This window comes from Sphingomonas cannabina (assembly GCF_021391395.1).
Lineage (GTDB): Bacteria > Pseudomonadota > Alphaproteobacteria > Sphingomonadales > Sphingomonadaceae > Sphingomonas > Sphingomonas cannabina.
On record NZ_CP090059.1, the window covers coordinates 948,492 to 969,838 of the forward strand.

A 21,347-nucleotide genomic window follows, 5' to 3' on the forward strand; every position below is an offset into this window, starting at 1 on the left:
AAGCTTCGCCTCGTCATTGAGCGGGGCTTGCCCAATGTTCCTATAATGTTCTAAATTCCGCTCCAGCGCCCTCGTGGTGATTCGATCAGTCCTGGAGCCGTCATGCAGCACGATGCCTGCCTGCGCGCCGCCGCGCGCGCGATCTACGATGCCTGTTTTCCGACCGAGGAACTTGCGCCGGTCGGTTTCGACGAAGCCGAGAAATACGGAACGATTCATTACCGCCGGGCGGTCGAAGCGGCGCAGAATGCGCGGTTGCATCTGCTGTATGGACGGGAGGCGCAGCCGAGCCTGCTTTAGCGTACCGGAGCAGCAGGACAGCGACGTTGCCATCATGCATCTGCCCGCTTGTAGAGCACCAACGTCTGCAAGCAGTCGTCTAGACCGACCGAAGCAAACAGGAGGGGCAGGTGTATTGACATTGTCAATACAATCTCCATATCCAGCTCCTCATGAGTTTGCGTACGGAGGGTTGAACATGGCGGACGTACTGGAGCGGCCGAAGGCCGATACGACGATCACGATGCGCCTGCCCGTGCAGACTCGTGAGCTGATCGATCGCGCCGCGGCGACGATCGACAAGTCGCGTACCGAGTTCGTGCTCGAGAGCGCCCGGCAGCGCGCCATCGATGTGCTGCTCGATCAGCGGGTGTTCCACCTCGATGCCGCAGCGAGCGAAGCCTTTGCGGACATCCTGGAGAAGCCGCCGGCACCGGTCGAGGCGCTGCGCACGCTGGTGGCGAGCAAGTCGCCTTGGGAGTAGTCGAGCCGCTCGGCATGTCCCGGCGCCCCTATGCCGCGCCGACGCCCATCACCGCTGATCACCGGCTGGACGGATTCGCCTGCGGCAAGTCGCCGCTGGACGATTGGTTGAGAGCGCACGCGCTCGAGAACGAAGGCAAGGCGTCGCGCACCTATGTCGTCACGGCGCAAGCCGGCGAGGACGCCGGTAACGTGGTCGCCTACTATACGCTCGCCTACGGCAGCGTCACACGGGAGGAGGTGCCGAAAAAGATCCGGCAAGGCCTGCCCAATCCGGTTCCGGTGATGGTTCTGGGGCGTCTGGCTGTCCACCGGAACCACGGCGGCAAGGGCATCGGCGCGGGACTGCTCCGGGAGGCGATGCAACGCACCCTGGACGCGTCGCTGGTCGCCGGCTTGCGGGCACTGATCGTCCATGCGCTCGATGACGAAGCAGTGGGTTTCTATGCCCGATATGGTTTTCAGGTGTTTCCCGCCGGGACCAGAACGCTGTTCCTGCCGGTCGAGACGTTGCGTCAGGCCGTTGCCGGCTGAAGCCGGGCGGAACACGGCAAAACAGCCGTCAGCCATAATGCCCAAGCCGTCGCCAGCGACAGGCGAACGCGCACGTCAATCAACCCGTGGTGACGCGTGGCCATGGCTTCGGGCTCGGCGGACCCGGTATCCCGCGACAGACTGTGCGCATGCTGCCCTCCACCAGCTGCGTGCCAGGTGTGACCGGCGGCGGTCCGCTCGCGCGATGATAGGCAACGCCACCATCGGTGATGCAGTCAGCTGATGGACGGTCCGTTCCTGCCGCGTCCGATCGACCAGCTGATGCCGTCACTCCGCATCAGTCCCGACACCGCCTTGCCGACATGGCGGTCGAGCACAGGCCGCCACGGCACCAGCGTGAACTCGCGGGATTTCTCGATCAGCGCGAACCGGCCGCCGGCGAGATCGACCGCCCGCCGGTAGATGCCCTCGACCCGCGCGCCGGCCGGTGTTTCCACGAACGGCCTGCCGAGCTCGTCCGAGAGCCGCGCAGCGGCGCGCAGTAGCTCGCGGCGCTGGAGGGTGGCGAGCAGCCCGGGGCGGTAGGTCGTCCTGCCCAGCGTTTCCTCGGCGAGCTCCTGGGCGACCAGCCATTGCCGGCGCTGCCGCTGCGCATCGCGCACCGCCTGCCCGAACCCGGCATCGCGCAGCGGCTCGAGTACGGCTGCGACGAGCTCGCGGTCGAGCCAGGTCGCCGCCTCGGCATCGATCAGCCTGTCGAGCGGTTGAGCCGAGAGCGTCTCGACCCGCACCGGAGCCTCTCTGGCGCGGGTCGCCTCATAGGCCTGGGCACGGTCGAGATGGTCGGGCGCGATGATCCAGCTGCCATCTGCTGCGCGTTCGACGGCGCCGCCTTTCCGTCGCATCGCTTCGAGCCGGCGGACATGGGTTTGGGCGAACGCCTCCGTCGCGCCGGGATCGTGGCGCAGATGCGCGTCGACGTCGTAGCGCCCGCCATTGGCCGCGGCGACCGCGGCGATCGTGCGGTCGACCGCGCGGACCGCCGGCGGCGCGGGCGTGATCCGGACGATCGCGCCGGCCGGCAGCGGCGCCAGCGTCTCGCCCTTGCCGATATCGACATAATGGGTGCGGCCGTCGGTCGCTTCGACCAGCAGATAATGGCGGTCGCGATGCTCGTCGGAGAGACCGCGTTCGAGGACGCGTCCGGTGATTGGTCGCGCGTCCGGCGCCATAGGCTCATAGATGGCGAGATCGGCCGCGGCAGGCGCGATGCCGCGCGCCGTGAACGCGCGCTGCATGGTGCGGATGATGTCGCCGCGCTCGCCCATCCGGCGCAGCGTGTCTTCGATACCCTCCGCCAGCTGCCAGCGGCCGTCGTTCAAACGTTCGGCAAGGCCGAGCCGCGCGAGTGTTTGGAGGCGGCCGGTGCGCAGGCTGTGCTGGAAGGGATCGCGTCCCAGCGCCGCGACGGTGCGCTCGTCGTCCATCTCGCGAAAGAGCTGGCGATCGATGCTGGTCAGCCGCTCCTGATCGATCTCGGCGCGGACCCGCGCCTCGATGTTGCGGTCGTTGCGAGGTCCAAGATCGAGATCGACGAGCTCGGCCGCGCGCTCGCGGATGCCGCGGGTCAGATAGTCGGGCGCGATGACGAGATCGCGCCCGGATATGTCCTTGCCGCGCACGATGACATGGGTATGCGGATGGCCGGTGTTGAAGTGATCGACCGCCACCCAATCGAGCCTGGTGTCGAGGTCCTGCTCGACGCGCGCCATAAGCCGGCGGGTCAAGTCCTTGAGGTCGGCATATTGGTCGCCGTCCTCGGGCGAGACGATGAAGCGGAACTGATGGCGATCGCCGGCGTGGCCGTCGAGCCAGCGCTTGCCGTCGACCTTGTCGGCGTCCGGACCATAGAGCTCGCCCGGCCGGCCGTCGCGGGTGACGCCGTCGCGCTGGATGTATCTGAGGTGGGCGCGGGCACCGTCCATTCCCTTGCCGGCGAGTTTAGCGATCCGCGTTTTGACGATGACGCGGCGCTGCCGATAGGCAGCATAGCGGTCGCGCTGGGCGAGCAGCCGGCCGACGCCCGCGCCGCGTCCGATCCGGGCGCCGGCGAAGGCGCCGCGCCGACCGCCGCTCCCGCCGCGGGCGAGATTGGCGGCGGCAAGCACGCGCGAGAGATAGCTGCGGGCGCGTTTGCCGCCGCGATCGCCGATGCGGCCGAGCTTGGGCTCGAACATGTCGTCTGTGGCCATGGCCTGATCCGGTCCGCGCGCCCCGGGGAAGAACATGGCGCGCTTGGCCGGCGCTGAAAACCGGTGCCGCCGAAAGCCGCAGAAATCCGCTAATTCTTCAGCAGGTGGCACCGGTGCGCGAGCGGCAGTGCCGGTGCAATCGCTGGAAAAGGATGTGCAGACAATCGCTTGCGGCACCGACGGTGCCGGCGCTTTATCTTGCCTTCGGCGGCCTCCTGGGCCGAGATGCCTTGGGAACGCAGCTCGTCACGCTCGGAGCAGACGGGGTGGTGTCTCCGGCCCGTTGCAGCAGTCGGCCGGGTAGGGCAGCGTCCGTCCCTGCATGGGCTTGTCGAGGAGTTGGTGGGCTTGAGCGGCGACACCGTCACCTTCATTGCGCCGCTGCTGGTATGGCGCACCGAAAAATACGGCGACATCGGCTATGTCCGGATCACCGGCGAGGCTGCCGAGGCGATCAGCGCGCACGAGCTGATGCGACGGCTCGAGCGCGGGCGGCGGCGCGGGTTCGGCTCGGTCAGGGTCGATGTCGAGATCGGCGACAGCCGCTGGTCGACGTCGGTGTTTCCGCCGAAGGAAGGCGGCTGGTTCCTGCCGGTCAAGAAGGCGATCTGCCGCGCCGAGGGCCTGCAGGCTGGCGATGAGGTCGCCGTGCGGCTCGACCTGCTGTAGGCGCGCCCCGGGCGATCCGGCGTTCTCCGCGCCAAGGGCCAAAAGAGCGCGGGAGCGACGCCAGTCTGACGCCGCTCCCGCTGGGACGGGCGATCTCCCGTCAGCGCAGGTGCTCGAATGCCGCGCGCGCTTGCCCTTCGCTTTCCAGGAGCCTGAGATCGCGGATATCGTGCACCACGCCGTCGCCATCGACGATGCATATGGCCACGAACCAGGTGTCCCTGAGCGTGCCGGCGATCGCGACCCGTTCCAGCTCCCCGCCATCGTCATCGAGGCTTTCGTAGGCGCCGAGATGGCGTTCCATCGTGCGGCTTTCCCAGTGGCAATCCGCCGCTTCCGCTTCGAGAAACCGCGTCGCGATCTCGACCGCGCCGTCGCGTCCGAATTCGTGCTGGAGCCCCGCGAGAAGCGCCGGATAAGCGTCGCGAGACGCCGTTCTGATGATCGAAATCATGGTCATGACGAACCTCCGAACCGAACGTCCTCTCGATTGAGGACAGACCGTCGAAGACGGGCGGTGGGGCGGCTGTCAGGGCCGCGCAGGCGCAGCCGGAGCGCCGCGCCAGCGGCGGCGGAGGAACCGATTTTGTCGCGTGCGAACGAACAAAAACTGCGCGCGAAGCGCGCTCATTTGGCGGCAAAATTGGAGGGGCCGCCGGCCTTGAGAGCCGGTCCGGCGGCCGTCATGCTGGGCCTTGCCGAGACGAGCCTTTACTCCTGTTTGCGGCGTCTCGCTGGCTTGTCCGCGGACAACTCGATCCAGACCGGGGCATGGTCGCTGGACTTCTCCCAGCTGCGCACCTCGCGCTCGACGCCGGCGGCGTTCAGCCGTTTGGCGAGCGTCGGATTCAGCAGGATGTGATCGATCCTGAGACCGGCGTCGCGGGCAAAGGCATTCCGGAAATAATGCCAGAAAGTATAGATGCGCGTGTCCGGGTTGAGGCTGCGCAGCGCGTCGGTCCAGCCTTGGTCGAGCAGGCGGTGGTAGGCGGCGCGCACCTCCGGCGCGAACAGCGCGTCGTCGAGCCAGCGCTCCGGCTTGTAGACGTCGAGCTCGGTCGGCATCACGTTGAAGTCGCCGACGAGGGCCACCGGCATGTCGGCTCCGGTCAGCGCGGCGGCATGGCCGATCAGCCGCTCGAACCAGGTGAGTTTGTAGTCGAACTTGGGGCCGGCGCGCGGATTGCCGTTGGGCAGGTAGAGGTTGCCGATCAGGACGCCGCCGACCGCTGCCTCGATATAGCGGCTGTGACTGTCGTCGGGATCGCCGGGCAGGCCGCGGCGGGTCTCGACCGGCGGGCCGATCCGGCTCAGGATCGCGACGCCGTTCCAGCTCTTCTGCCCGTGCCAGATCGCCTCGTAGCCGAGGTCGGCGAGCGCTTTTGCAGGAAAGCGCTCATCCGGCGCCTTGAGCTCCTGGAGGCAGGCGATGTCGGGTGCGGATCGCTCCAGCCAGTGCAGCAGCACGGGCAGGCGCCCGTTGATGCCGTTCACATTGTAGGTCGCGATCCTCATATCGGAGCCGTGCCCGCTCAAATCCGCGCGGGCGCACACGCGTTCCATGGCCGACCTCTTTGACCTTCCTGCCGTTCCGGGCCTTGCCTATGCCGAGGACTTCCTTACGGCCGAGGACGAGCGCGCTCTGATCGCGGGAATCGACGGCGCGGCGCTGTCGCCGTTCCGTTTCCAGGGCTGGACCGGCAAACGGCTGACCGCCTCGTTCGGCTGGCAGTATGATTTCGACAAAGCCACATTTGCGCCGACGACGCCGATCCCGGAATTCCTGCTGCCGATCCGCACGCGGGCGGCGGCGTTCGCCGGGCTCGATCCCGACGCGCTCGTCCAGGCGTTGCTGATCCGCTACGACCCTGGCGCCGGCATCGGCTGGCACCGCGATCGGCCGGTGTTCGAGCATGTCGTCGGCCTGTCGCTCGGCGCCGAGGCGGTGCTGCGCCTGAGGCGTCGCAAGCCGGACGGCGGCTTCGCGCGGGCGGCACAGAACCTTGCGCCGCGCTCGATCTATCATCTCGCCGGCGAGGTCCGCCACGGCTGGGAGCACAGCATCGCGCCGATGGACGTGACGCGCTGGTCGGTCACATTCCGTAGCCTGTCGGAGCGCGGCAAGGCTGTCTCGCACGAACGCGAGGGATGACCTTGCCCCGGCGCGAGGCAGCCCGGATCAGCTGCCGAGCTGCTTGCGGAAATAGACGACCCGCTCGGTTTCCTCGAAGCCGATCGCGCCATGGAAACGGTGGCTGGCCGTATTCTCGAGCAGCGCATCCGAGGCGAGCTCGGTGCAGCCGGTGGCACGCGCCCACTGCTCGACCGCGGCGCTGAGCGCTTGCCCGAGGCCCGTTCGCCGATGCCGGGGCCGGACGTAAATGCCTTCGAGGAACGCCACCGGCGAGGTCTCGCAGCCGTTGACATAGTCGGTTCGCAGCGAGGCTTCGGCGAACGCCAGGATGGCGCCGGCCGCGTCGACGGCGAGGAAGCAGACGGCGCGGTCGTCATCGTCAAAGGAGGTCTCAGCGAGCTCTTGCCGATGCTCGTCTGCGCTCGCTTCAGGCCAAAGCTCGGCGCGCAGCGCGGCCCAATCATCGATGTCGGCAGCTGCAGCTTTTCGGATCAGCATCGGAGCTCGCTAGGCGGCGGACTGGGTTCCCGCAATCCAATGTGGGCGTGTCCGGCGTCACCCAAGCGCCTGGCTAGACGCGAAATCCCCTTTCCTACATGGATTTGTTCTGCTTTCGTTCGTCGATGGCCGATCACCGTGTGCGGGTCGTGTACGAGTTTCAGAGCAAGAGGCAGCATGCGGAAATCCGTTGCGCATGCGGCCGAACGGTCGTCATCTCGCCAAAAGTGATCGTCGAAATGTTCCCGCCGGTTTTGCCGCTCGATCAGGCGGCAAAGCGCCTGCGCTGCACCCGGTGCGGCAAGCGCCAGGCGACGATGGCGGGAGTTCATCGGGAGCATCGCGGATGAAGCGCCGCCCGACTGTTGCGGATGTCGAATATCTGATCCTAGCCGTGCTGGTCGGCAGCTCGCTCGCCTATGGGATCTGGTGCGGCATAATGTCGCTGCTGTTCGCAGGCTAGCTGGCGTCGTCGCTCGCGCTTGAAAAGCAGCCGCGGCTCCGCGTCACGCCGTTCGCCGAACAAAGGGGCTGCGCCGCCATGGGCCGAAATCCATTGCCCTGGAATGCGAAAGGCCGCCCCTTACGGAGCTGCCTTTCCATTGTCAGCCGAACGCGGCCGGATCAGGCGTGCCGGACCCCCGCGGTGGCGGTCTTGCTCATCCGAACTGCCGCGATCGGCATATGACAATGAGACATCTGACCACCTCCTTTCCGTTGTTGAACGATGCGCATGAGGTGGGAAGTGGCCGGCGAAAAACAATAGCTTAGCGAACATCTTGTTCGTCGAGGTCCGGTGCTGCGCCAAAAGGTCGGCCAGCAGTCGACCCGCGCCACAAGCTGGCGGGCGTCGCCTCGGATGCGAGCCGCGCGGCGCAGAGCGGTGCGGTGCGGCTCGTGACCTCGGACCTCGCCGGCAATCTCGCCACATCGACTATCGATGTCGCCGAGCTCGAAGGGCTTGGCGGCGGGTTAGCACGCTGGAGAGCACGGTCGGGCGCGGCCTGCGCCAGGCCGAGGGCGGCATCGCCGCGGCGGAACCGTGATGCCGCCCGACAGCCGCCTCGCCCTGTCCTTCAATCTCGCCACCTATCGCGGAGAGCAGGGCTTCTCCGGTGCCGCGATTGCCCGCGTCACCGACCATGTCTGGGTGAGCGGCGGCATCGCCCGGTCGAGCGTGAAGGGCTCCACCGGCGGCCGGATGGGAATGACCTTCGGCTGGTAGAGGCGCAAGCGATCGGGCAACGGAGAAGCTGCCCGGTCGCGACCTGCAACCTCGCTCGGCAGTCGCCTGCTCAATCGCGATCGAGGACGGGCGCCGCCTCCCTCGATAGGACGGCGAACAGGCGTGAGCGCGAGGGCCGGGACGTCGGCGCGACCGATGGTGGCACGCTGGCCTGGATAGCGAACAACGTCGCCTGATCGGCGTGGGCTTCGACCGTCGGCGACGATGTCGAGCCGCCGCCGACCTCGGCGAGATACGCGCGGGTCTCGGCGGGAAGCCGGCGCGCACCCGCAAGCCAGGCGGCATAGCGTGCCGGCCCGGCATTATAGGCGCCGAACAGCCCAGGATAGCCGAACCGGTCGTACATGCGCCGCAGGTAGCAGGTGCCGGCGAGGATATTGTCGCGGGGATCATGAGGATCGTCGCCGAGGCCGAGTTCGGCGCGCAGTTCGGTCCAGGTCGCCGGCATGATCTGCATGAGCCCCATCGCGCCGGCGTGGCTGGTGATCGGCCGTCCGTCGAGGTGTGTGCGGCCGCCACTCTCGGCGCGCATGACGCGTTCGATCCATTCGAGCGGGATGCCGAAGCGCTGCGACGCCTCGCGCATGTAGGATCGCCAGCGCATCACCGGATCGACGAGTGACGCGACCGGTTGCGGCCCGGCATGGGGCGCGTCGGGTGCGCCGAGCGCGGCGAGCAGCAGGGCGGCGAGCGCGCTAGGCATCGGCGGCCTTCTGCTGTGTGTAAGTCCAGAGCGAACGGACCGTGCCGATCACATCGCCGGTCCGGCTCACCCCGAAATAGCGCCCGTCGAACGAGTCGGGGCTCCGGGCATTGAGCAGGAGAAGCTCGCCGGGACCGAGCGTCCGGCAGCCTTGCCAGCGCGGCAACGGCCGGCCGAAACGGTCGGCGGCGAGGCGGTGCGCGGCGACCTGGCCGTCGATGGTGACGAGACCCCTATGCCCGCACACGCGCGCGCCGGCGGTCGCGGCGACGCGCTTGATCGCCGGCACGTTCCTCGGGAGGTAGCGCCGCTTGGCGGCAAGCGTGCGGGCCGGCTCAGGCAGCCAGGCGAGCACGAGATCGCCGCGCGCGATCGGCGCGCGCAGACCGACGCCGTACAGACCAAGCGGGACGCTTGCGCTGGCGTTCCAGACGAGACGCGGGCGCGGCGGGAACGCGATGGTGAGTGCGAGCGCAGCGAAACCGAGCGTGCCGAATGCGCTTCGGCGCAGCAGCGCCCGGCGGCGCCGCCGCGCCCGGCGGAGCGCCTCGCCGAACGCGAACAGCGGGAGGTCGCGGGTCTCAACCATGATTGCCACCCCTGGCGCTCGCTGCCGACCAGGCTTCGATATCGTCGATGTGATAGCGCCAGGTGCGGCCGTGCATCCGGCACCGCGGACCCTTGCCGGCCAAGCGCATCGCCTTGAGCGTCGAGGGCGCGATGCCGAGGTGGAACGCGGTCTGCTTGGCGGTAAGGAACGGGCAGGTCTGGCGCGCGGACTTGGCGCGCGCGTCGGCATCGTCGTCCATGGGTTTGGCTCCGGCGGTATCGGGCTGCGAACATGTCGCCGCGATTGGCCCAAGCTCGCTGAAGTGCGCCCGTCCGGGCAGGGTCGAATTCGCGCGCAGGCGTTTTCGACCCCCATTCCCACGAAGGTGCGCTCCCGCGCCGACAGCGCGGAAGCGCTTGGCCGCTCAGTCGGCCGGGTTCCAGATGATCGCGAAGGCGTCCTCATCGTCTTGGCCGGCGGCGCGGCCGAGGTTGGCGTAGAGCCGGCGCGGCCCGAACTCGGGCGCGGCGAGGCTCAGCGACACATAGTCCCGGCCCGACATCTCGCCGCGCCGGATCCAGCCGGCGCCGACCTCGACCCCGCCAGCCGAGACGCGATAGTCAGGCTGAGTGTCCGCGCTCTTCGCGCGGTTGGGCACGATCTCGATCTCGGTGCGGATCGACAGCGTCTTGATCTGGCCCTTGAAGCCGTCGCCGTCGCGGGTGACATAACCGATAGCGGGCATTGTTCGTCTCCTTGGTTGCTCGCCCGGACCGTTCCGGGCGATGGGCGGACCGAAGGAACGGCGCGAGCCGGACATGCGAACCCGTAAGGGCCGCAGCGCGAGCGGAGGACCGGAGCGGCGGGCTTATTTGGAGCGAAGCGGCCGCGAGGAGCTGGCGAAGCCGGCGGGGAAATAAGCCGTTCGCGATGGTTTTGCGGGGCCGGCGACCGTTCCAGGTCGAGCCAAGGCGCCGGGAACGGCGGGTCGAGGCAGCGAAGGAGAGTGGAACCCTGCTCGTGCGGAGGAACCACCCGCGCGCCTGATCGTCTCGGCCATTACCAGCGCGCGAGCCGCATCGCGCCGCGATTGTGCATGTGCGACCGAGCCGATAGCGGACGATCCATGGCATGGCATCAAGGGCGCACGCGAGCCACGGCGCACGGCATGGGCAAGGCGGCGAGAGGGGACGGACGGGGTCTGCGTCGCGCCGCGGGATTGGCCGCGCTGCTGCTGACCGGTGCAGCGCCGGATCGAGGACGGATCGCTTATGTGATCGACGGCGATACCTTTCGGCTGACGAGCGGCGAGCGCATCCGCATCGCCGGAATCGATGCGCCGGAGACCCAGCAAGGCCAGGCGAAATGCGCGCGCGAGATTGCCGCAGGGCTCACCGCGACGGCAACGGTCCGCAAACTGCTGACCGGGCAGACGGTGCAGATTGAGCGGGTCGGGCGGAGCTATCGGCGTACGGTCGCGCGAGTCAGTTGGAACGGCCGCGACCTTGGCGACGAGCTAGTTCGCAGCGGTATCGCGCGATGGTGGCGAAACCATAGCCCCAAGCCGGATTGGTGCGGAACGCGTCGCCGCTGATTGGGCAAAATCGAGATCGAGCGCTGTTTTGGCGATCACGGTTATGACCGCTGTGCACCCTAATTACGGTCGTTCGGTCGTGCTTCGACCGGCCCCAGAAGCAGTCGTTCTTGCAAGATCGCCAACTATCGTCAGTTGCAGGCGAAATGCCTGCCAGCTTATTGACGAACTTCACGATTGCTGGGTGCGATCCGTATTGCTCGGTAGACGTTGCCCGCATCAAGGCTGCTTCTGCAACTCTGCCAAAGCCGCTCTGGCACTGTCATTGCCGGGATTGAGTTCGAGTGAGCGCCGATACTCCACGATTGCACCGGCTTTGTCTCCGACACCCGCCAGCGCTTCGGCAAGACTGTCGTGCGTGTTCCAACTTTCGCTATACATCGCCGCATTCCAAGTGAAGACGCCTAAGGCGGCGCGCTCGCGCGAGTTGCGCAGGAGGCGATAGCCCCATGCGTTCATGAAGTCCTCGTTGAGGTGCAACTCAGGGAAGCGCGTCTTCACCTCGGCAATAGTGCCGGCGACATCGGCATAGCCGCTGCTCTCCAGCGCAGCCTCCAGCGCCATCAGCCCCTTGGGTTGCCCAAACAGCGCCGCATGGATCGCGTCGCCAAGGCCCTGAGTGCGGCTTTCGGCGCCACCGCGGTTGGCGAGCACGACCAATCCGCAGCGTCTCTCGGGATAGAATGCACAATAACTCGAACAGCCGAACGATCCACCGGAGTGGCGCAGATAAGGTTCGCTCTCAGCGGTCTTCCCGATAACCCAATGGAATCCGACTTGATTTGTCTCAGGCGAACCGAACAGAGGCTGATGGGTAAAGGCGATAACGGGATTGGACGCGACGACTTGCTCGGAGATATACCGCGCCATGTCCGCCGCCGAATAGCGCAGCCCGCCTGCGGCGCGGATGACTGGTATGTCCAAGGGAGGTTTCTCGGCGCCGTCGTCCCCGTAGCCAATTGCCAACAGCGTAGATGGCACCGCGCCTCCGCCAGCGCGCATGCCGAAGGGTTTCTCGATAAAGCGGGCGAGGAGCGCATCGTAAGACGCCCGGTAGATGCGCTCAACAATGACCCCCTGGAGCTGCGAGGCGACATTACTATGTCGCGGTAGGTGACCTGGCGTATCGACCAGCCGCGCACCCTTGAGATCCGCAAGGAACTGCTGCGGGCCCTGGCCAGCAAGCATCTTCGTAATGGCGAACGGGGCTTCAGCAGGCGATAGCTTGCCAAATCGTTCCATCCAGTCGGGAATATTGTCGGGCAGCCCGGAGGTGGTGGTGACCAGATCGATCAAGCGTACGGGGCGATCATTTCGTACCAGATTGTCATAACCCGTAGGGAGGTATTTTCGAACGTCGTCGTCGAGCTTGGCATGACCCTCGATGATGGCACGAGCGAGGATCAGACCGGTGAAGGTCTTGGAAATCGAGCCGATCTCGTACACCACATGCTCACTCGCTGGCTTGTTGGTCGCACGGTTCGCGACGCCCGCGCTGTGAAAAGTCGTCCACCCGCCGCGAATCACCGCAACCGAAACTGCGGCCGACTTGCCGCTCTTTACAAAGTCATCGACCAGCGACTGTACCGGATCGACCGCGATGGCTCGAGCCAGCTCCGGCAACAGCGCGAGTCCCACGCCGACCGGCATCAGCCCGAAGAAGTGGCGACGGCTAAGTTCGGATCGGTGAGTATTTTGCTGCATGACGTCACCCCATTCACCGCCACGCGATCTGCGTCGCTTAGAATAAGTTAGTAGTGTATTAGCGCAATAATACACAACGTCGGATGCCTTAGGCAAGGATAACATTTCCTGCCTCTCGGCTTCCCAAGCAGCGAATGGGTCATGTTGTGCACCTTGCCAATGGTCCGTCCATGCGTTCTCCTAAAAGGCGCGCAGGCCGGGAGCGGAGGTGGCGACTCCCACATCGACGGTAAGATCTCAGCCAATCTCGGGTCGATGACTTGGCTGCAACGGCATTTCGAGGCGTCCGCTTTGCGCCCTTCTGTCGCCGTTTGGGCGCGATTGAGCCGATCTTGAAAGCCGCCATTCGTTCAGGCTACGCCGCTAGAGGCTGCCGGAACGGAGCCAGAGAGCGGATCGTCACCCAACTCATCTGCGCGCGCATCTGCTGCCGAGCGCAATGAGTCCGCGCCCGAATGCTGGCTCCCGCCATCATGGAGAGTCGGATCTTGGCGACGTTGAGAATGTCCTGGCCTGCAACGGCCTTAAGTATGGATCGACCTTGCCGACGAACCCGCCGGTAGTCGGGTTAGCTGAATTGGAGGAGTGACGATGGTATCAGACGATGCGCGTACTCGCCTAATCAACCATCTCGATGGCGTTGCCGGATATAATGACAAGGGCTACTATTGGAGCGGACACACCCCCGATGAGGTGCGCGCAAACCAGGAAGAGGCGCAGGCCGTAATCATGCGACTCGTGGCGGAAATTGGCGAAGACGCTTTCAGTCTGGATCTCCTGCAAAAGCTTAAATCCGGTGCGGCCTCAACAGACGACAGCGGCGATATCGTTCTTCAGGCCAAAGGAGAGCTTCCAAGGGCCTGGTAGAAGCAGATCCGGAAGTGGATCTAACATTGATCATTGCTGACCGCTCTCAACATAGCGGCGACTGATTTCGCGTGCCTTCGCCTCATACCAATCGGCCGCTTTGGCGCCACCCTCGCGCCTGACGCGCTCGAGATATTCAGATCCGAGCGCTCCCGTCTGCCGTCCCACCTCACGCTGCCGCATTCATCCACCGGTCCGCATTCGCCCTGCCATAGGATGAAACGCGGCGATTATACTCACCCTGCAGATACGCGAAGGCATTGGCCTACGTGCGATTGAGGACGGAATCGGGAATGGCTTGTGACGCCGCAGTTCCCGCCCTGTTCATCGTCGACGCGGGTATCGCACCGGACGTTGTTCTTCCAACATTCGTCCCAGCATTTACATAGCCGCTGGCAATCTGACGTGTCCGGAACACGAGCCAGCTATCGGCCGCCCTTTGTCCGCTGGAACGCACGCGGCGATGATATTCCGGTGTCAGTGACCCAACCTGTCCGCCGACACTCTTCAAAGTAGTGCTTACCCAATTCTGTGAATGCGTCGGTCCATAGGCTGCCAAACGGCGCCATATTCCGGATCCAGAACGTCGATGACGGCGCTCTTGAGTTGCTCCATCGTCGCTGCGGGAATGGGGGCATTAGGAGACTGCGTCGATTGCTGGCGTCCGTTCCGCCGCGAATCGGCATCACGCTCGCTATTGATACGGTCTATTTGCGTACTGTAAGTGTTAATGGCGCCAATGTTCTGGTTCAGAATCATCGCGCCAAAGTCCGTATCAAATATCTGCGCACTTGCAGAGCTAGAAAGAGTTACGGCAATGGCCATGGATGTCGCCAGCAATCGAACGCGCATGTCATCCCTCACTCTACAGAAATCTTCTCATTGTTCAACGTTCAGATCAACCGTCGGAATCCAGCGCTGTCATTAATATAGGCTGACCATCTCGGGCAGAAGCCTCATATTCCATGTGTTCACCCTATTCACTACGTGCTTACGAACCGGAAATGCGCTTCAGGAGCATCGAGCAATCGCACTATCGTCCCACTCTCGAAAGCGCTTCTGGGCAGTGTCAGCGGGATGACATCGATAACCGGATCATCGGCGAGCTGGCCGCATGCCTGGTCAAAGGCGATGCGGAGTTGCGCGAAATCTCCATCCATCCCGCCAACATAGAATGCCGAGGACGATTCGGCTGTCAGGCGCCGATCACATCGCGTGGCGGTGGCTGCGTCGAGACGCCCAAGGAGTTCCGCGAGCGATGCGACCGACGACGCCTTTGCTCCAAGCAAATCGGCGATTTCGCGCCTCGCCCGCAGCTCCTCGAAAAGTAATTTTGGGGATATGACTTCTTCGATCCGCGCGGGACGCCCGGTATCCAGCTGCACGGCGCGGATTACGTGATAGCCTCCGTTGCGCAAAGGCGATTCGCAACTGCCGGGAAGGCGGCGATAGGTAAGCGAAAAGCTCAACGCGTCGCCAAGCAGCGAAAGCGGTCTCAAGCTGATTTCGACTGCGCAGGCGTCGTTTTCGCCTTCAACCGGTCGGTAGCCCCGAGGAACGAGCGCTTGAGCATAGGCCTTAGCTGAAAAGGCAAGCGACGTACCATCCATGCTCTTCACGACAAGGTCGCCGCTTCTGGATTCGACGAGCCAGTCCTTTCCGGCGGCGCTGGCGGCGACGTTCGACAGAGCCAGGAGCATGGCCGCTGCAAAGGCGAGCTTGGCGATCATATCGATATGGAGCTTGCGGCGGCTAGGTCGGACGACCGGAACAACCGCCATGCCAATATTGTGGTTGCCAAGTTTTGTCTTCCACCGCGTACGGCCATCGGCGCCAAGCGCATAGACCGCCCCCTTGAAACTGCTGAGATAAACGGTGCCGTCAGGACCGACGATCGGTTTATTGACGACATGGGCTATAGTGGCCCGCCACCGCTCAGCACCGGTCTCAAGGTCGAGGGCAAGCAGGCTGCTCTCGTAGAAGCCGCTCTTGTCGTAATGAAAAAGCTGAAATGCCGAATCCCCTATGATAACGGGCGACCGTGCCTTGACCCTATGCTCCTTCTTGAGGGTGGTTGTCCAATGCGGTTCAGGCGCCATAGTGTGCACAATCTGTCAGCATAGACCGCACCGTAGCCACCCGGCTACGCTGAAAGCATGAGGTCTGATTCCTTGCAATCAGGAATGATCCTGTCCACGGCCGTGGCCCTTCTGCTCTTGGTCATGGGTGCCGCCGGATGCCATCCTGGTGGCGCGCGATCAGAAACGGATTCGGTTCAGATTTTTGCCAACCCCACGACGGCGGCATTGGCGCGAGCCATCGCCGCAGGGCAGTCAGAGCAAGTGCGCATACTGGTTAGGCAGGGAGCGAACCTTGCCGATAAAGGTCAGCACAACGTCACTTTGCTTCAGTGGGCAATGCTCAAGGATGAACCGCAAATGCTCAAACTGCTGCTCGAATTGGGCGCCGACCCCTCGCAGCAGGGGCTGGAAGGGCAGACCGCCTTGCATATGGCCGCAATGACAAGACGCAAGGCCTATCTCAAAATCTTGCTGGACAATGGCGCAAGCCCGGACATCACGAGCGGACGAACCGAGGCGCCCGTGCTCGCTGAAGCGCTGATGAGCGGCAATCGCGAGGCCGTCGCTCTTCTCCTGGCCCATCGGGCCAACCCGAATCTTGCCGATCGCCAGGGCGACACCCCCCTTCATGTTGCTGCGCAGATCAACGACTATGAGAATATACTGGCTCTGCTGAAGGCTGGAGCCGACCCTGCCATGCGCAACAGGTCCGGTCAGACGTTCGCCGCATATTTTGCGATACGTCCCAAGGAAAGCGTCATGAGCTGGGAAGCGAAAGCGGCCCGCAAAGCGGTTCAAGACTGGCTCGTCAGCCATGGCTTCGCGGATTTGGCCAAGTGAGAACAGCCCTGATCCTTTGGTTCTGACCTGCGCCTCCGCTGGGACGGCGGCTCCATTTGCCCAGTGTCGGCCTGCACGATTGCGTTGATTGCACCGGGAGCACAGAACAGCTTTTGCCGCGGAACGTCGAGGCATAAGCTAGAGACGCAACGCGCCTGCGAGGGGCGGCAGCACTCAATGGCTTGGTTGATGCTACAGCAATAAGGATCAGATGCCTATCAAATGCAATGGCATCGATATCGACCCGACTTCAATCAGTACGATAGCGTCTCATCGGATGCGTTCCGAGGCGGTAAAGATCGGTGCTTTTTCGGGGGAATGTTCAGTTTGCACTAATTTTTGATTTCACATTCTCAGCCACGGAAACGTCGGGGTAGGAGGAGCAAGGCTATGAAACGCCATCTAATTGTGAATGCTATAATGCTTGCGCCTGCTGTCTTCGCATTCGTTCCGGCACAGGCGCAATATGTCATGGACTGGAATGCCGGCAATGCGCTGGTCATGTCATCGATCCAGAATGACAGCCTCAATCGCGAGCGCGCTCGTGCGGATCGAGCGAGACAACAGAACGGGCAGCCGAACAGGCGGTCGACCGCTACGCCGACATCCACACGGTCTATTATCGATCGGACGTACGACGCTGCGATCGCCGCGATCGCCCCTGAGTTCCAGCGGCGCACGACGGCCTATGGCAAACCTGCCGCGGCACGATGGCTCAACATCGCAGCAAGAGAACTGGGAAGGCAGATGGGCGCGATGGCGCCGGAATATCAACGCCGGTTGCGAACGAATGGCACTTGGAACGCCGACCAATGGTTCCTCGATCAGGCTCGCCTGGCCGGACAGCAATATGTGAGGAATGGGGCAAGCCGCTAACGGCAGAATTTCATGGCCGCAATTTTGATTTCACTCGTCGTTGCCGAAGATGTCAGCAGCAGCAGGAGAAGCTATGATGATGAAACTCTATCTCGTTACGGTAGCTGCATTTTTCGCGACGGCGGCGTCTCCAAGTCATGCACAATTTTACGACCCGGGAATGGTCAACAACCAAGCCAATATTTTCCTGAACGCAGAAATCAATCGAGTCACGATCAATACCGGCCCGGCGCGGTCATCCGGCTCGTCCAACCGTTCCGGGCGAGCTTCGAGCAGGAACGATATCGCAGATCGCGTACAAGTGGCGGCACTGGAGGCGCTTCGTCCCGGCCTCCAGCGCCATTGGCGTGAAGACGGCGAGACGAAAGCGAAGCAATGGTATATGCGATCCGCCAGCAGGATAGGCACCCAGATGGGTAGCCTCCTTGCCGAGTATAATCGACGGTTCCGCGCCCAGGGTCGAGGAGCGGCCGACGCATGGTACATCCGGTCGGCTCAGGAAGCCGGCGCTCGCATTTCGGCCGAGGATTGATCGGCCGCTGTGCGTACACCGGGAAAGCCTATTCTCTCTTCGGCTCTATCTGCACCGCATCGCTATCGGCGGCTTCAGGCGGCAGCGGAATTTGACTTCAGCTCCGCTGAAGTTCGCGCCGAATGTATGACGCTGACTTTTGCACGAACGGCGGCTATTCCAAGATTGCAGCCAAAACCCGTCAGACCGCTTTCGGCCCCGATACGGTCGCGCCACTTGACGGCTGACCGCGGTTAGGTTTCATCTGAAACTATGATCGGCTGCGGGGGCGGCCGAGTCGAAGGGGGCTCTTGTGAAGACGATCGCGATCGCGCTCGCCGTTGCGGCATGCGCCGCGCCGGCCATGGCGCAACGGACCGAGAAGAACGACGCGCTGACGCACGGCATGGTGCAGATGACCGTCAAGGTCGGGACGACCACTCAGGCGGAAGTGCTGGAGACGTTCGGCGCGCCCAATATTACGACCATCGACGGCAACGGCCGCGAGATGTGGGTCTATGATCGTCACGCCACTGTGACCTACGACAAGTCGTCGGGTTTCTCGATCGGGATGCTGCTCGGCGGGGGTGGCGGGGGTGTCGGCGGCGGAGGCGGGCTTGGCTTCGGGTCGCGCAAGTCGCGGAGCGAGCAGACCCAGCGCACGATGACGCTGATCATCAAGTTCGGTCCCGACAAAGTCGTGAGCGATTTCCAGAGCCGCAGCAGCTCATTCTGAAGGGGGGAAATGATGAGGGGGATGTTGTTCGCGGGAGCGGTGGCTCTCGCCTGCGCCGGCGGTGTCGCCGAGGCGGCAAAGAAGGTGGAGCGCAGCGCGCTCGAGATCCAGCAGATGCAGTCGCGCGACATCGAAGGCGACAAGGCGCTAGTGTTCGGCGCAGTAATGACCGTACTGCAGGATGCGGGCTATCGCATCCAGGCAGCCGACAAGGACACGGGCCTCATCACCGGCGTCTCTTCGACCAAATCGAAGCTGACCTACAGCTTGTGGAGCGGCTTCGGAAAGTCGAAGAAATCGCCGGTTGTCTCGGCGTTCATCGAGGAGCGGGCGCCCGGTGTCACCAACGTGCGCCTGAGCTTCGTGATGGCGAAGGTCAGGTCGACCCTCTACGGCTCGGGCGCGCAGGACGAGGAGCCGATCTACGATCCGGCCGTCTATTCGGACGCGTTCGAGAAGATCAACCAGTCGGTGTTCGTCCGCAAGAACATGGCGGCATCGCCCGCGGCGCCCGTCACGACTCCAGCCGCGGTGACGACGCCGCAGTGATCGCGCGCCTCGCGCTGTGCATCGCCTGCGCCGCCATGATCGCGGCGCCGACTGATGCGCGGCGCCACCGTCGCGCTGCGCCGCACGCGAGGGTCGACAAGCCGCACCGCCCGCTCGTGCGCACGATCCGGCGGCCGCTATCGCGCGTATTCGACGGATCGTTGTTCGGCGGTGCCTATTATCGTTCCACGGACGGGCATGTCGTGCACAGGCCCGTCTTCGAGAACCGTCGCCCGCCGGGTGCGACCGCGCGATGCCGTGATGGATCGTGGAGCTTCAGCCATAGCCGCCGGGGCACCTGCTCGCACCACGGCGGGGTCGGGATTTGGCTGTGAAGCGGCGCTTGCGGGATATGGCGCTTCTGATCCTGGGATGTACTTACGCCGGTGTCCTGCTCGGATGGCCGTTGCTGCGCTGGCTGGGTACCCGCGACCTTGTGAGCTGGCAGGTTGTCGAGCACCACGACGTCCCCAGGCCTGAGCGTTGGCGCGAGGACGTGCTCGGCGTAGGCGCGGAAAGCATCCCCATCCATCGGGCCATCAAGCACCCAGGGCGCCGTCCTGCCAGTGAGGCGCAGGCCGGCGACGAAGGTCATCGTCTTCCAGTGACCGAATGGCGCGCTGTCGCGACAGCGCTCGCCGACGGGCGCCCATCCATAGCGCCGGGCCATCTTGGTGCTCATCCCGGTCTCATCGAGGCAACCCAGGCTATTGGGGTCGATGAACGGCTGTGCCGCCCTCCACAATCTGCGTCGTGCGGCAATGTCGGGTCGATCCTGCTCGGCCGCGCGCAGGGCTTTTTTTGAACGACAACCCCAGTCGCTGAGCTGTATTCCAAACCGCGCCGGTGCTCAGATCGATACCATGCTCGGCCTGTAGCCAGGCTTGCGCCTGGGCAGCGTGATGCCGGGACGCGAGCGGATGTGCGCCCACAGTGCCACCTCCTGCTCGTTCGAGAGCTTTCGCGGTGGGCGGCCGCGCCCCGGATTGATCCCTGCGTCTCCCGTCAGCCTGCGCCGGATCAACGCTTTGTAGATATAGGTGACGCTCACCTTGTAGATTGTCGCCGCTTCGCGGGCAGCCATGCCGCCGTCCACCGCACCGAGCACCCGATCTCGCAAGTCCTGCGAGTAGCTTTGACCCGATCGCCAACCTATCGCCGTCTCCTTCGTGATGGCGCCCTATGAATCACACGATCAATCCAATGGGAATCCCCCAAGCGATTCCGCTCATCCTAGAAACGCTCTAGGAAGCCGAATCATAGACCTGAGCACGCAAACTTTTGGGAGGCTTCTGACGTGGGATTGGAAGTATGACGGCGGGCAGAAAACTCAAAGTTTGGCTATTCACCGGTCTGCTTATCGGGCTCACCTATATTGCATATCGGTCATTGCTTACGTTGGCGCCGATACTAGTCACCTCCGGCTGCGGCCAGGCAGAGTTCGAAGCCCGCGTTAGACGGGATCTTGCCGCCGGTGAGGCATGGGCGCCCGGGGAAATGCCATCGGTTGACGAACAACGAGTCTTGATTGCGCGCCTACGAAAGCAGGCGCGGCAAACTGGGGATTATGTCCCTGCCTGCCGAGCGCTGGAGGACTGGGACGAAGACCACGCTGAACGTGGAAGTCATTGAGCCTAATTCCTATCCCGCACCCTACAATTCGCTGAATTGAGACACGATCAGCGTCAACGCGGCGTGAACATCTGTCAGCACCTCGATCCGCGCAGCATAAGTAGAACTCAAGCTTGCAATCCAGGGATGCCCGGAGCGGATTCAGCGATCTCAACCCTCGCCTTCCGGGTCGATGGAGACATCCTCCACCTCGAAGTCCTCACCCAATTGCACGCGGATACAACTGTCAGGAAACTGCATCGGGGCCGCAAAGGATAGGAGAGTGGCATCCGCAAAAACGACCACGGAGCGAACGGCCAAATCGTCACGCAAATCCGTGGCCTCAATCACCTCTTCGCCACCCACGGCACCCTCGATCTCCTCGGCAATGTCATCGATAATCCGCCGCCAGACTTGGGGGCTCATCTCAAGAACCCGTTCGATGGCACCGACGAGCTCTCCGGCATCTATTCCAGACCCATCTTCCGATTCAGGATCCACGTTGACATTGACGTGAGCGCCAGCCACCGGAAGGCGCGCCGTACCAAAGACAAAACCGTCGCCAATTTGCGGATCGAGCATAACTTTGCTCGCAGCGATTGCATCTCGAAGTTGCTCGATCGGTCCCATGGTCACCTCATCCTCATTGACTCTGCCGAGTGCCTCGGC

28 protein-coding genes and 1 pseudogene are annotated in these 21,347 nt (G+C 64.0%); 15 read left to right on the plus strand and 14 right to left on the minus strand.

The features are described from left to right. Positions 1-102 precede the first annotated feature (102 nt). From LZK98_RS04695 to LZK98_RS04705, 3 genes are all read left to right on the plus strand, one after another. On the plus strand, positions 103-300 hold the full coding sequence (locus tag LZK98_RS04695; RefSeq protein ID WP_233785245.1) for a hypothetical protein: 198 nt from the start codon (positions 103-105) through the stop codon (positions 298-300). Between the two features lie 178 nt (positions 301-478). Continuing rightward, on the plus strand, positions 479-763 hold the full coding sequence (locus tag LZK98_RS04700; protein WP_233785246.1) for a type II toxin-antitoxin system TacA family antitoxin: 285 nt from the start codon (positions 479-481) through the stop codon (positions 761-763). Positions 764-777: 14 nt separating this feature from the next. After that, the gene (locus LZK98_RS04705; protein ID WP_233785247.1) at positions 778-1,296 is read left to right on the plus strand and encodes a GNAT family N-acetyltransferase; all 519 of its coding nucleotides are present in this window, start codon (positions 778-780) and stop codon (positions 1,294-1,296) included. Positions 1,297-1,532: 236 nt separating this feature from the next. Here the strand turns inward: LZK98_RS04705 and rlxS are convergent, their stop codons facing one another. After that, positions 1,533-3,509 (minus strand): relaxase/mobilization nuclease RlxS, encoded by a 1,977-nt coding sequence (rlxS, locus tag LZK98_RS04710; RefSeq protein WP_233785248.1) that lies wholly within the window; start codon positions 3,507-3,509, stop codon positions 1,533-1,535. Between the two features lie 348 nt (positions 3,510-3,857). On the opposite strand from rlxS, the gene LZK98_RS04715 reads away from it, so the two are divergent. After that, positions 3,858-4,178 (plus strand): DUF1905 domain-containing protein, encoded by a 321-nt coding sequence (locus LZK98_RS04715; RefSeq protein WP_233785249.1) that lies wholly within the window; start codon positions 3,858-3,860, stop codon positions 4,176-4,178. 100 nt (positions 4,179-4,278) lie between these two features. Here the strand turns inward: LZK98_RS04715 and LZK98_RS04720 are convergent, their stop codons facing one another. Together LZK98_RS04720 and xth are read right to left on the minus strand one after the other, a co-directional pair. Further along, positions 4,279-4,638: a hypothetical protein gene (locus tag LZK98_RS04720; RefSeq protein ID WP_233785250.1), complete on the minus strand. Its 360-nt coding sequence runs from the start codon at positions 4,636-4,638 to the stop codon at positions 4,279-4,281. A gap of 251 nt (positions 4,639-4,889) precedes the next feature. After that, a complete protein-coding gene (xth, locus tag LZK98_RS04725) occupies positions 4,890-5,693 on the minus strand; it encodes an exodeoxyribonuclease III (RefSeq protein ID WP_233785251.1) in 804 nt (267 codons plus the stop codon). 46 nt (positions 5,694-5,739) lie between these two features. Between xth and LZK98_RS04730 the strand changes: the two genes are divergently transcribed. After that, entirely contained in the window at positions 5,740-6,330 is a 591-nt protein-coding gene (locus tag LZK98_RS04730) for an alpha-ketoglutarate-dependent dioxygenase AlkB (protein WP_233785252.1), read from the plus strand. Positions 6,331-6,357: 27 nt separating this feature from the next. Here LZK98_RS04730 and aac(6') read toward each other — a convergent pair whose 3' ends face one another. Next, positions 6,358-6,810, minus strand: a complete 453-nt coding sequence (aac(6'), locus tag LZK98_RS04735; RefSeq protein WP_233785253.1) for an aminoglycoside 6'-N-acetyltransferase — start codon at positions 6,808-6,810, stop codon at positions 6,358-6,360. A 125-nt stretch (positions 6,811-6,935) separates the two neighbouring features. On the opposite strand from aac(6'), the gene LZK98_RS04740 reads away from it, so the two are divergent. Continuing rightward, positions 6,936-7,160: a hypothetical protein gene (locus LZK98_RS04740; RefSeq protein WP_233785254.1), complete on the plus strand. Its 225-nt coding sequence runs from the start codon at positions 6,936-6,938 to the stop codon at positions 7,158-7,160. Between the two features lie 695 nt (positions 7,161-7,855). Then, the gene (locus LZK98_RS04745; protein WP_233785255.1) at positions 7,856-8,035 is read left to right on the plus strand and encodes a YadA-like family protein; all 180 of its coding nucleotides are present in this window, start codon (positions 7,856-7,858) and stop codon (positions 8,033-8,035) included. Positions 8,036-8,105: 70 nt separating this feature from the next. On the opposite strand, the gene LZK98_RS04750 is transcribed toward LZK98_RS04745, so the two are convergent. From LZK98_RS04750 to LZK98_RS04765, 4 genes are all read right to left on the minus strand, one after another. Further along, positions 8,106-8,759, minus strand: coding sequence for a lytic transglycosylase domain-containing protein (locus tag LZK98_RS04750; RefSeq protein ID WP_233785256.1), 654 nt, complete (start codon positions 8,757-8,759; stop codon positions 8,106-8,108). Continuing rightward, positions 8,752-9,348, minus strand: coding sequence for a S26 family signal peptidase (locus LZK98_RS04755; protein ID WP_233785257.1), 597 nt, complete (start codon positions 9,346-9,348; stop codon positions 8,752-8,754). The genes LZK98_RS04750 and LZK98_RS04755 overlap by 8 nt, the downstream gene beginning before the upstream one ends. Next, positions 9,341-9,568 (minus strand): helix-turn-helix transcriptional regulator, encoded by a 228-nt coding sequence (locus tag LZK98_RS04760; RefSeq protein ID WP_233785258.1) that lies wholly within the window; start codon positions 9,566-9,568, stop codon positions 9,341-9,343. Before LZK98_RS04760 ends, LZK98_RS04755 begins: the two co-directional genes overlap by 8 nt. A 165-nt stretch (positions 9,569-9,733) precedes the next feature. Next, complete coding sequence (locus LZK98_RS04765) at positions 9,734-10,054, minus strand: DUF736 domain-containing protein (RefSeq protein WP_233785259.1); 321 nt, start codon at positions 10,052-10,054, stop codon at positions 9,734-9,736. 423 nt (positions 10,055-10,477) lie between these two features. Here LZK98_RS04765 and LZK98_RS04770 point away from each other — a divergent pair, with 423 nt between their 5' ends. Further along, positions 10,478-10,903 carry a thermonuclease family protein gene (locus tag LZK98_RS04770; protein WP_233785260.1) on the plus strand — a complete coding sequence of 142 codons (426 nt, stop codon included), beginning with the start codon at positions 10,478-10,480 and terminating at the stop codon, positions 10,901-10,903. Positions 10,904-11,122: 219 nt separating this feature from the next. Here LZK98_RS04770 and LZK98_RS04775 read toward each other — a convergent pair whose 3' ends face one another. Beyond that, positions 11,123-12,607, minus strand: a complete 1,485-nt coding sequence (locus tag LZK98_RS04775) for a serine hydrolase (RefSeq protein WP_233785261.1) — start codon at positions 12,605-12,607, stop codon at positions 11,123-11,125. A gap of 591 nt (positions 12,608-13,198) precedes the next feature. On the opposite strand from LZK98_RS04775, the gene LZK98_RS04780 reads away from it, so the two are divergent. Beyond that, a complete protein-coding gene (locus tag LZK98_RS04780; protein ID WP_233785262.1) occupies positions 13,199-13,474 on the plus strand; it encodes a hypothetical protein in 276 nt (91 codons plus the stop codon). A gap of 519 nt (positions 13,475-13,993) precedes the next feature. Here LZK98_RS04780 and LZK98_RS04785 read toward each other — a convergent pair. Next, complete coding sequence (locus LZK98_RS04785) at positions 13,994-14,299, minus strand: hypothetical protein (protein WP_233785263.1); 306 nt, start codon at positions 14,297-14,299, stop codon at positions 13,994-13,996. A 158-nt stretch (positions 14,300-14,457) separates the two neighbouring features. Continuing rightward, the gene (locus LZK98_RS04790; RefSeq protein ID WP_233785264.1) at positions 14,458-15,573 is read right to left on the minus strand and encodes an outer membrane protein assembly factor BamB family protein; all 1,116 of its coding nucleotides are present in this window, start codon (positions 15,571-15,573) and stop codon (positions 14,458-14,460) included. Between the two features lie 57 nt (positions 15,574-15,630). On the opposite strand from LZK98_RS04790, the gene LZK98_RS04795 reads away from it, so the two are divergent. From LZK98_RS04795 to LZK98_RS04820, 6 genes are all read left to right on the plus strand, one after another. Next, on the plus strand, positions 15,631-16,395 hold the full coding sequence (locus LZK98_RS04795; RefSeq protein ID WP_233785265.1) for an ankyrin repeat domain-containing protein: 765 nt from the start codon (positions 15,631-15,633) through the stop codon (positions 16,393-16,395). Positions 16,396-16,785: 390 nt separating this feature from the next. Continuing rightward, positions 16,786-17,271: a hypothetical protein gene (locus LZK98_RS04800; RefSeq protein WP_233785266.1), complete on the plus strand. Its 486-nt coding sequence runs from the start codon at positions 16,786-16,788 to the stop codon at positions 17,269-17,271. A gap of 76 nt (positions 17,272-17,347) precedes the next feature. Then, the gene (locus LZK98_RS04805; protein WP_233785267.1) at positions 17,348-17,803 is read left to right on the plus strand and encodes a hypothetical protein; all 456 of its coding nucleotides are present in this window, start codon (positions 17,348-17,350) and stop codon (positions 17,801-17,803) included. A 292-nt stretch (positions 17,804-18,095) separates the two neighbouring features. Then, positions 18,096-18,518, plus strand: coding sequence for a hypothetical protein (locus tag LZK98_RS04810; RefSeq protein ID WP_233783799.1), 423 nt, complete (start codon positions 18,096-18,098; stop codon positions 18,516-18,518). Positions 18,519-18,530: 12 nt separating this feature from the next. Then, complete coding sequence (locus LZK98_RS04815; protein WP_233785268.1) at positions 18,531-19,067, plus strand: hypothetical protein; 537 nt, start codon at positions 18,531-18,533, stop codon at positions 19,065-19,067. Then, on the plus strand, positions 19,064-19,402 hold the full coding sequence (locus LZK98_RS04820; RefSeq protein ID WP_233785269.1) for a DUF3761 domain-containing protein: 339 nt from the start codon (positions 19,064-19,066) through the stop codon (positions 19,400-19,402). The genes LZK98_RS04815 and LZK98_RS04820 overlap by 4 nt, the downstream gene beginning before the upstream one ends. Before the next feature lie 140 nt (positions 19,403-19,542). On the opposite strand, the pseudogene LZK98_RS20665 reads toward LZK98_RS04820, so the two are convergent. From LZK98_RS20665 to LZK98_RS04835, 3 genes and pseudogenes are all read right to left on the minus strand, one after another. Then, positions 19,543-19,749: pseudogene (locus LZK98_RS20665) on the minus strand (IS630 family transposase); the annotation flags it as partial. A 168-nt stretch (positions 19,750-19,917) separates the two neighbouring features. Further along, positions 19,918-20,151 carry a hypothetical protein gene (locus tag LZK98_RS04830; protein ID WP_233785271.1) on the minus strand — a complete coding sequence of 78 codons (234 nt, stop codon included), beginning with the start codon at positions 20,149-20,151 and terminating at the stop codon, positions 19,918-19,920. Positions 20,152-20,849: 698 nt separating this feature from the next. Next, positions 20,850-21,308, minus strand: a complete 459-nt coding sequence (locus LZK98_RS04835; RefSeq protein WP_233785272.1) for a hypothetical protein — start codon at positions 21,306-21,308, stop codon at positions 20,850-20,852. Positions 21,309-21,347: the final 39 nt, after the last annotated feature.

Coding starts and splice junctions, on each gene's coding strand:
- LZK98_RS04695 (WP_233785245.1), top strand. CDS start 103: ATGCAGCACGATGCCTGCCTGCGCGCCGCCGCGCGCGCGATCTACGAT.
- LZK98_RS04700 (WP_233785246.1), top strand. CDS start 479: ATGGCGGACGTACTGGAGCGGCCGAAGGCCGATACGACGATCACGATG.
- LZK98_RS04705 (WP_233785247.1), top strand. CDS start 778: ATGTCCCGGCGCCCCTATGCCGCGCCGACGCCCATCACCGCTGATCAC.
- rlxS (WP_233785248.1), bottom strand. CDS start 3,509: ATGGCCACAGACGACATGTTCGAGCCCAAGCTCGGCCGCATCGGCGAT.
- LZK98_RS04720 (WP_233785250.1), bottom strand. CDS start 4,638: ATGACCATGATTTCGATCATCAGAACGGCGTCTCGCGACGCTTATCCG.
- xth (WP_233785251.1), bottom strand. CDS start 5,693: ATGAGGATCGCGACCTACAATGTGAACGGCATCAACGGGCGCCTGCCC.
- LZK98_RS04730 (WP_233785252.1), top strand. CDS start 5,740: ATGGCCGACCTCTTTGACCTTCCTGCCGTTCCGGGCCTTGCCTATGCC.
- LZK98_RS04740 (WP_233785254.1), top strand. CDS start 6,936: ATGGCCGATCACCGTGTGCGGGTCGTGTACGAGTTTCAGAGCAAGAGG.
- LZK98_RS04745 (WP_233785255.1), top strand. CDS start 7,856: ATGCCGCCCGACAGCCGCCTCGCCCTGTCCTTCAATCTCGCCACCTAT.
- LZK98_RS04750 (WP_233785256.1), bottom strand. CDS start 8,759: ATGCCTAGCGCGCTCGCCGCCCTGCTGCTCGCCGCGCTCGGCGCACCC.
- LZK98_RS04755 (WP_233785257.1), bottom strand. CDS start 9,348: ATGGTTGAGACCCGCGACCTCCCGCTGTTCGCGTTCGGCGAGGCGCTC.
- LZK98_RS04760 (WP_233785258.1), bottom strand. CDS start 9,568: ATGGACGACGATGCCGACGCGCGCGCCAAGTCCGCGCGCCAGACCTGC.
- LZK98_RS04765 (WP_233785259.1), bottom strand. CDS start 10,054: ATGCCCGCTATCGGTTATGTCACCCGCGACGGCGACGGCTTCAAGGGC.
- LZK98_RS04770 (WP_233785260.1), top strand. CDS start 10,478: ATGGGCAAGGCGGCGAGAGGGGACGGACGGGGTCTGCGTCGCGCCGCG.
- LZK98_RS04775 (WP_233785261.1), bottom strand. CDS start 12,607: ATGCAGCAAAATACTCACCGATCCGAACTTAGCCGTCGCCACTTCTTC.
- LZK98_RS04780 (WP_233785262.1), top strand. CDS start 13,199: ATGGTATCAGACGATGCGCGTACTCGCCTAATCAACCATCTCGATGGC.
- LZK98_RS04785 (WP_233785263.1), bottom strand. CDS start 14,299: ATGGCCATTGCCGTAACTCTTTCTAGCTCTGCAAGTGCGCAGATATTT.
- LZK98_RS04790 (WP_233785264.1), bottom strand. CDS start 15,573: ATGGCGCCTGAACCGCATTGGACAACCACCCTCAAGAAGGAGCATAGG.
- LZK98_RS04795 (WP_233785265.1), top strand. CDS start 15,631: ATGAGGTCTGATTCCTTGCAATCAGGAATGATCCTGTCCACGGCCGTG.
- LZK98_RS04800 (WP_233785266.1), top strand. CDS start 16,786: ATGAAACGCCATCTAATTGTGAATGCTATAATGCTTGCGCCTGCTGTC.
- LZK98_RS04805 (WP_233785267.1), top strand. CDS start 17,348: ATGATGAAACTCTATCTCGTTACGGTAGCTGCATTTTTCGCGACGGCG.
- LZK98_RS04815 (WP_233785268.1), top strand. CDS start 18,531: ATGAGGGGGATGTTGTTCGCGGGAGCGGTGGCTCTCGCCTGCGCCGGC.
- LZK98_RS04830 (WP_233785271.1), bottom strand. CDS start 20,151: ATGGCTGCCCGCGAAGCGGCGACAATCTACAAGGTGAGCGTCACCTAT.
- LZK98_RS04835 (WP_233785272.1), bottom strand. CDS start 21,308: ATGGGACCGATCGAGCAACTTCGAGATGCAATCGCTGCGAGCAAAGTT.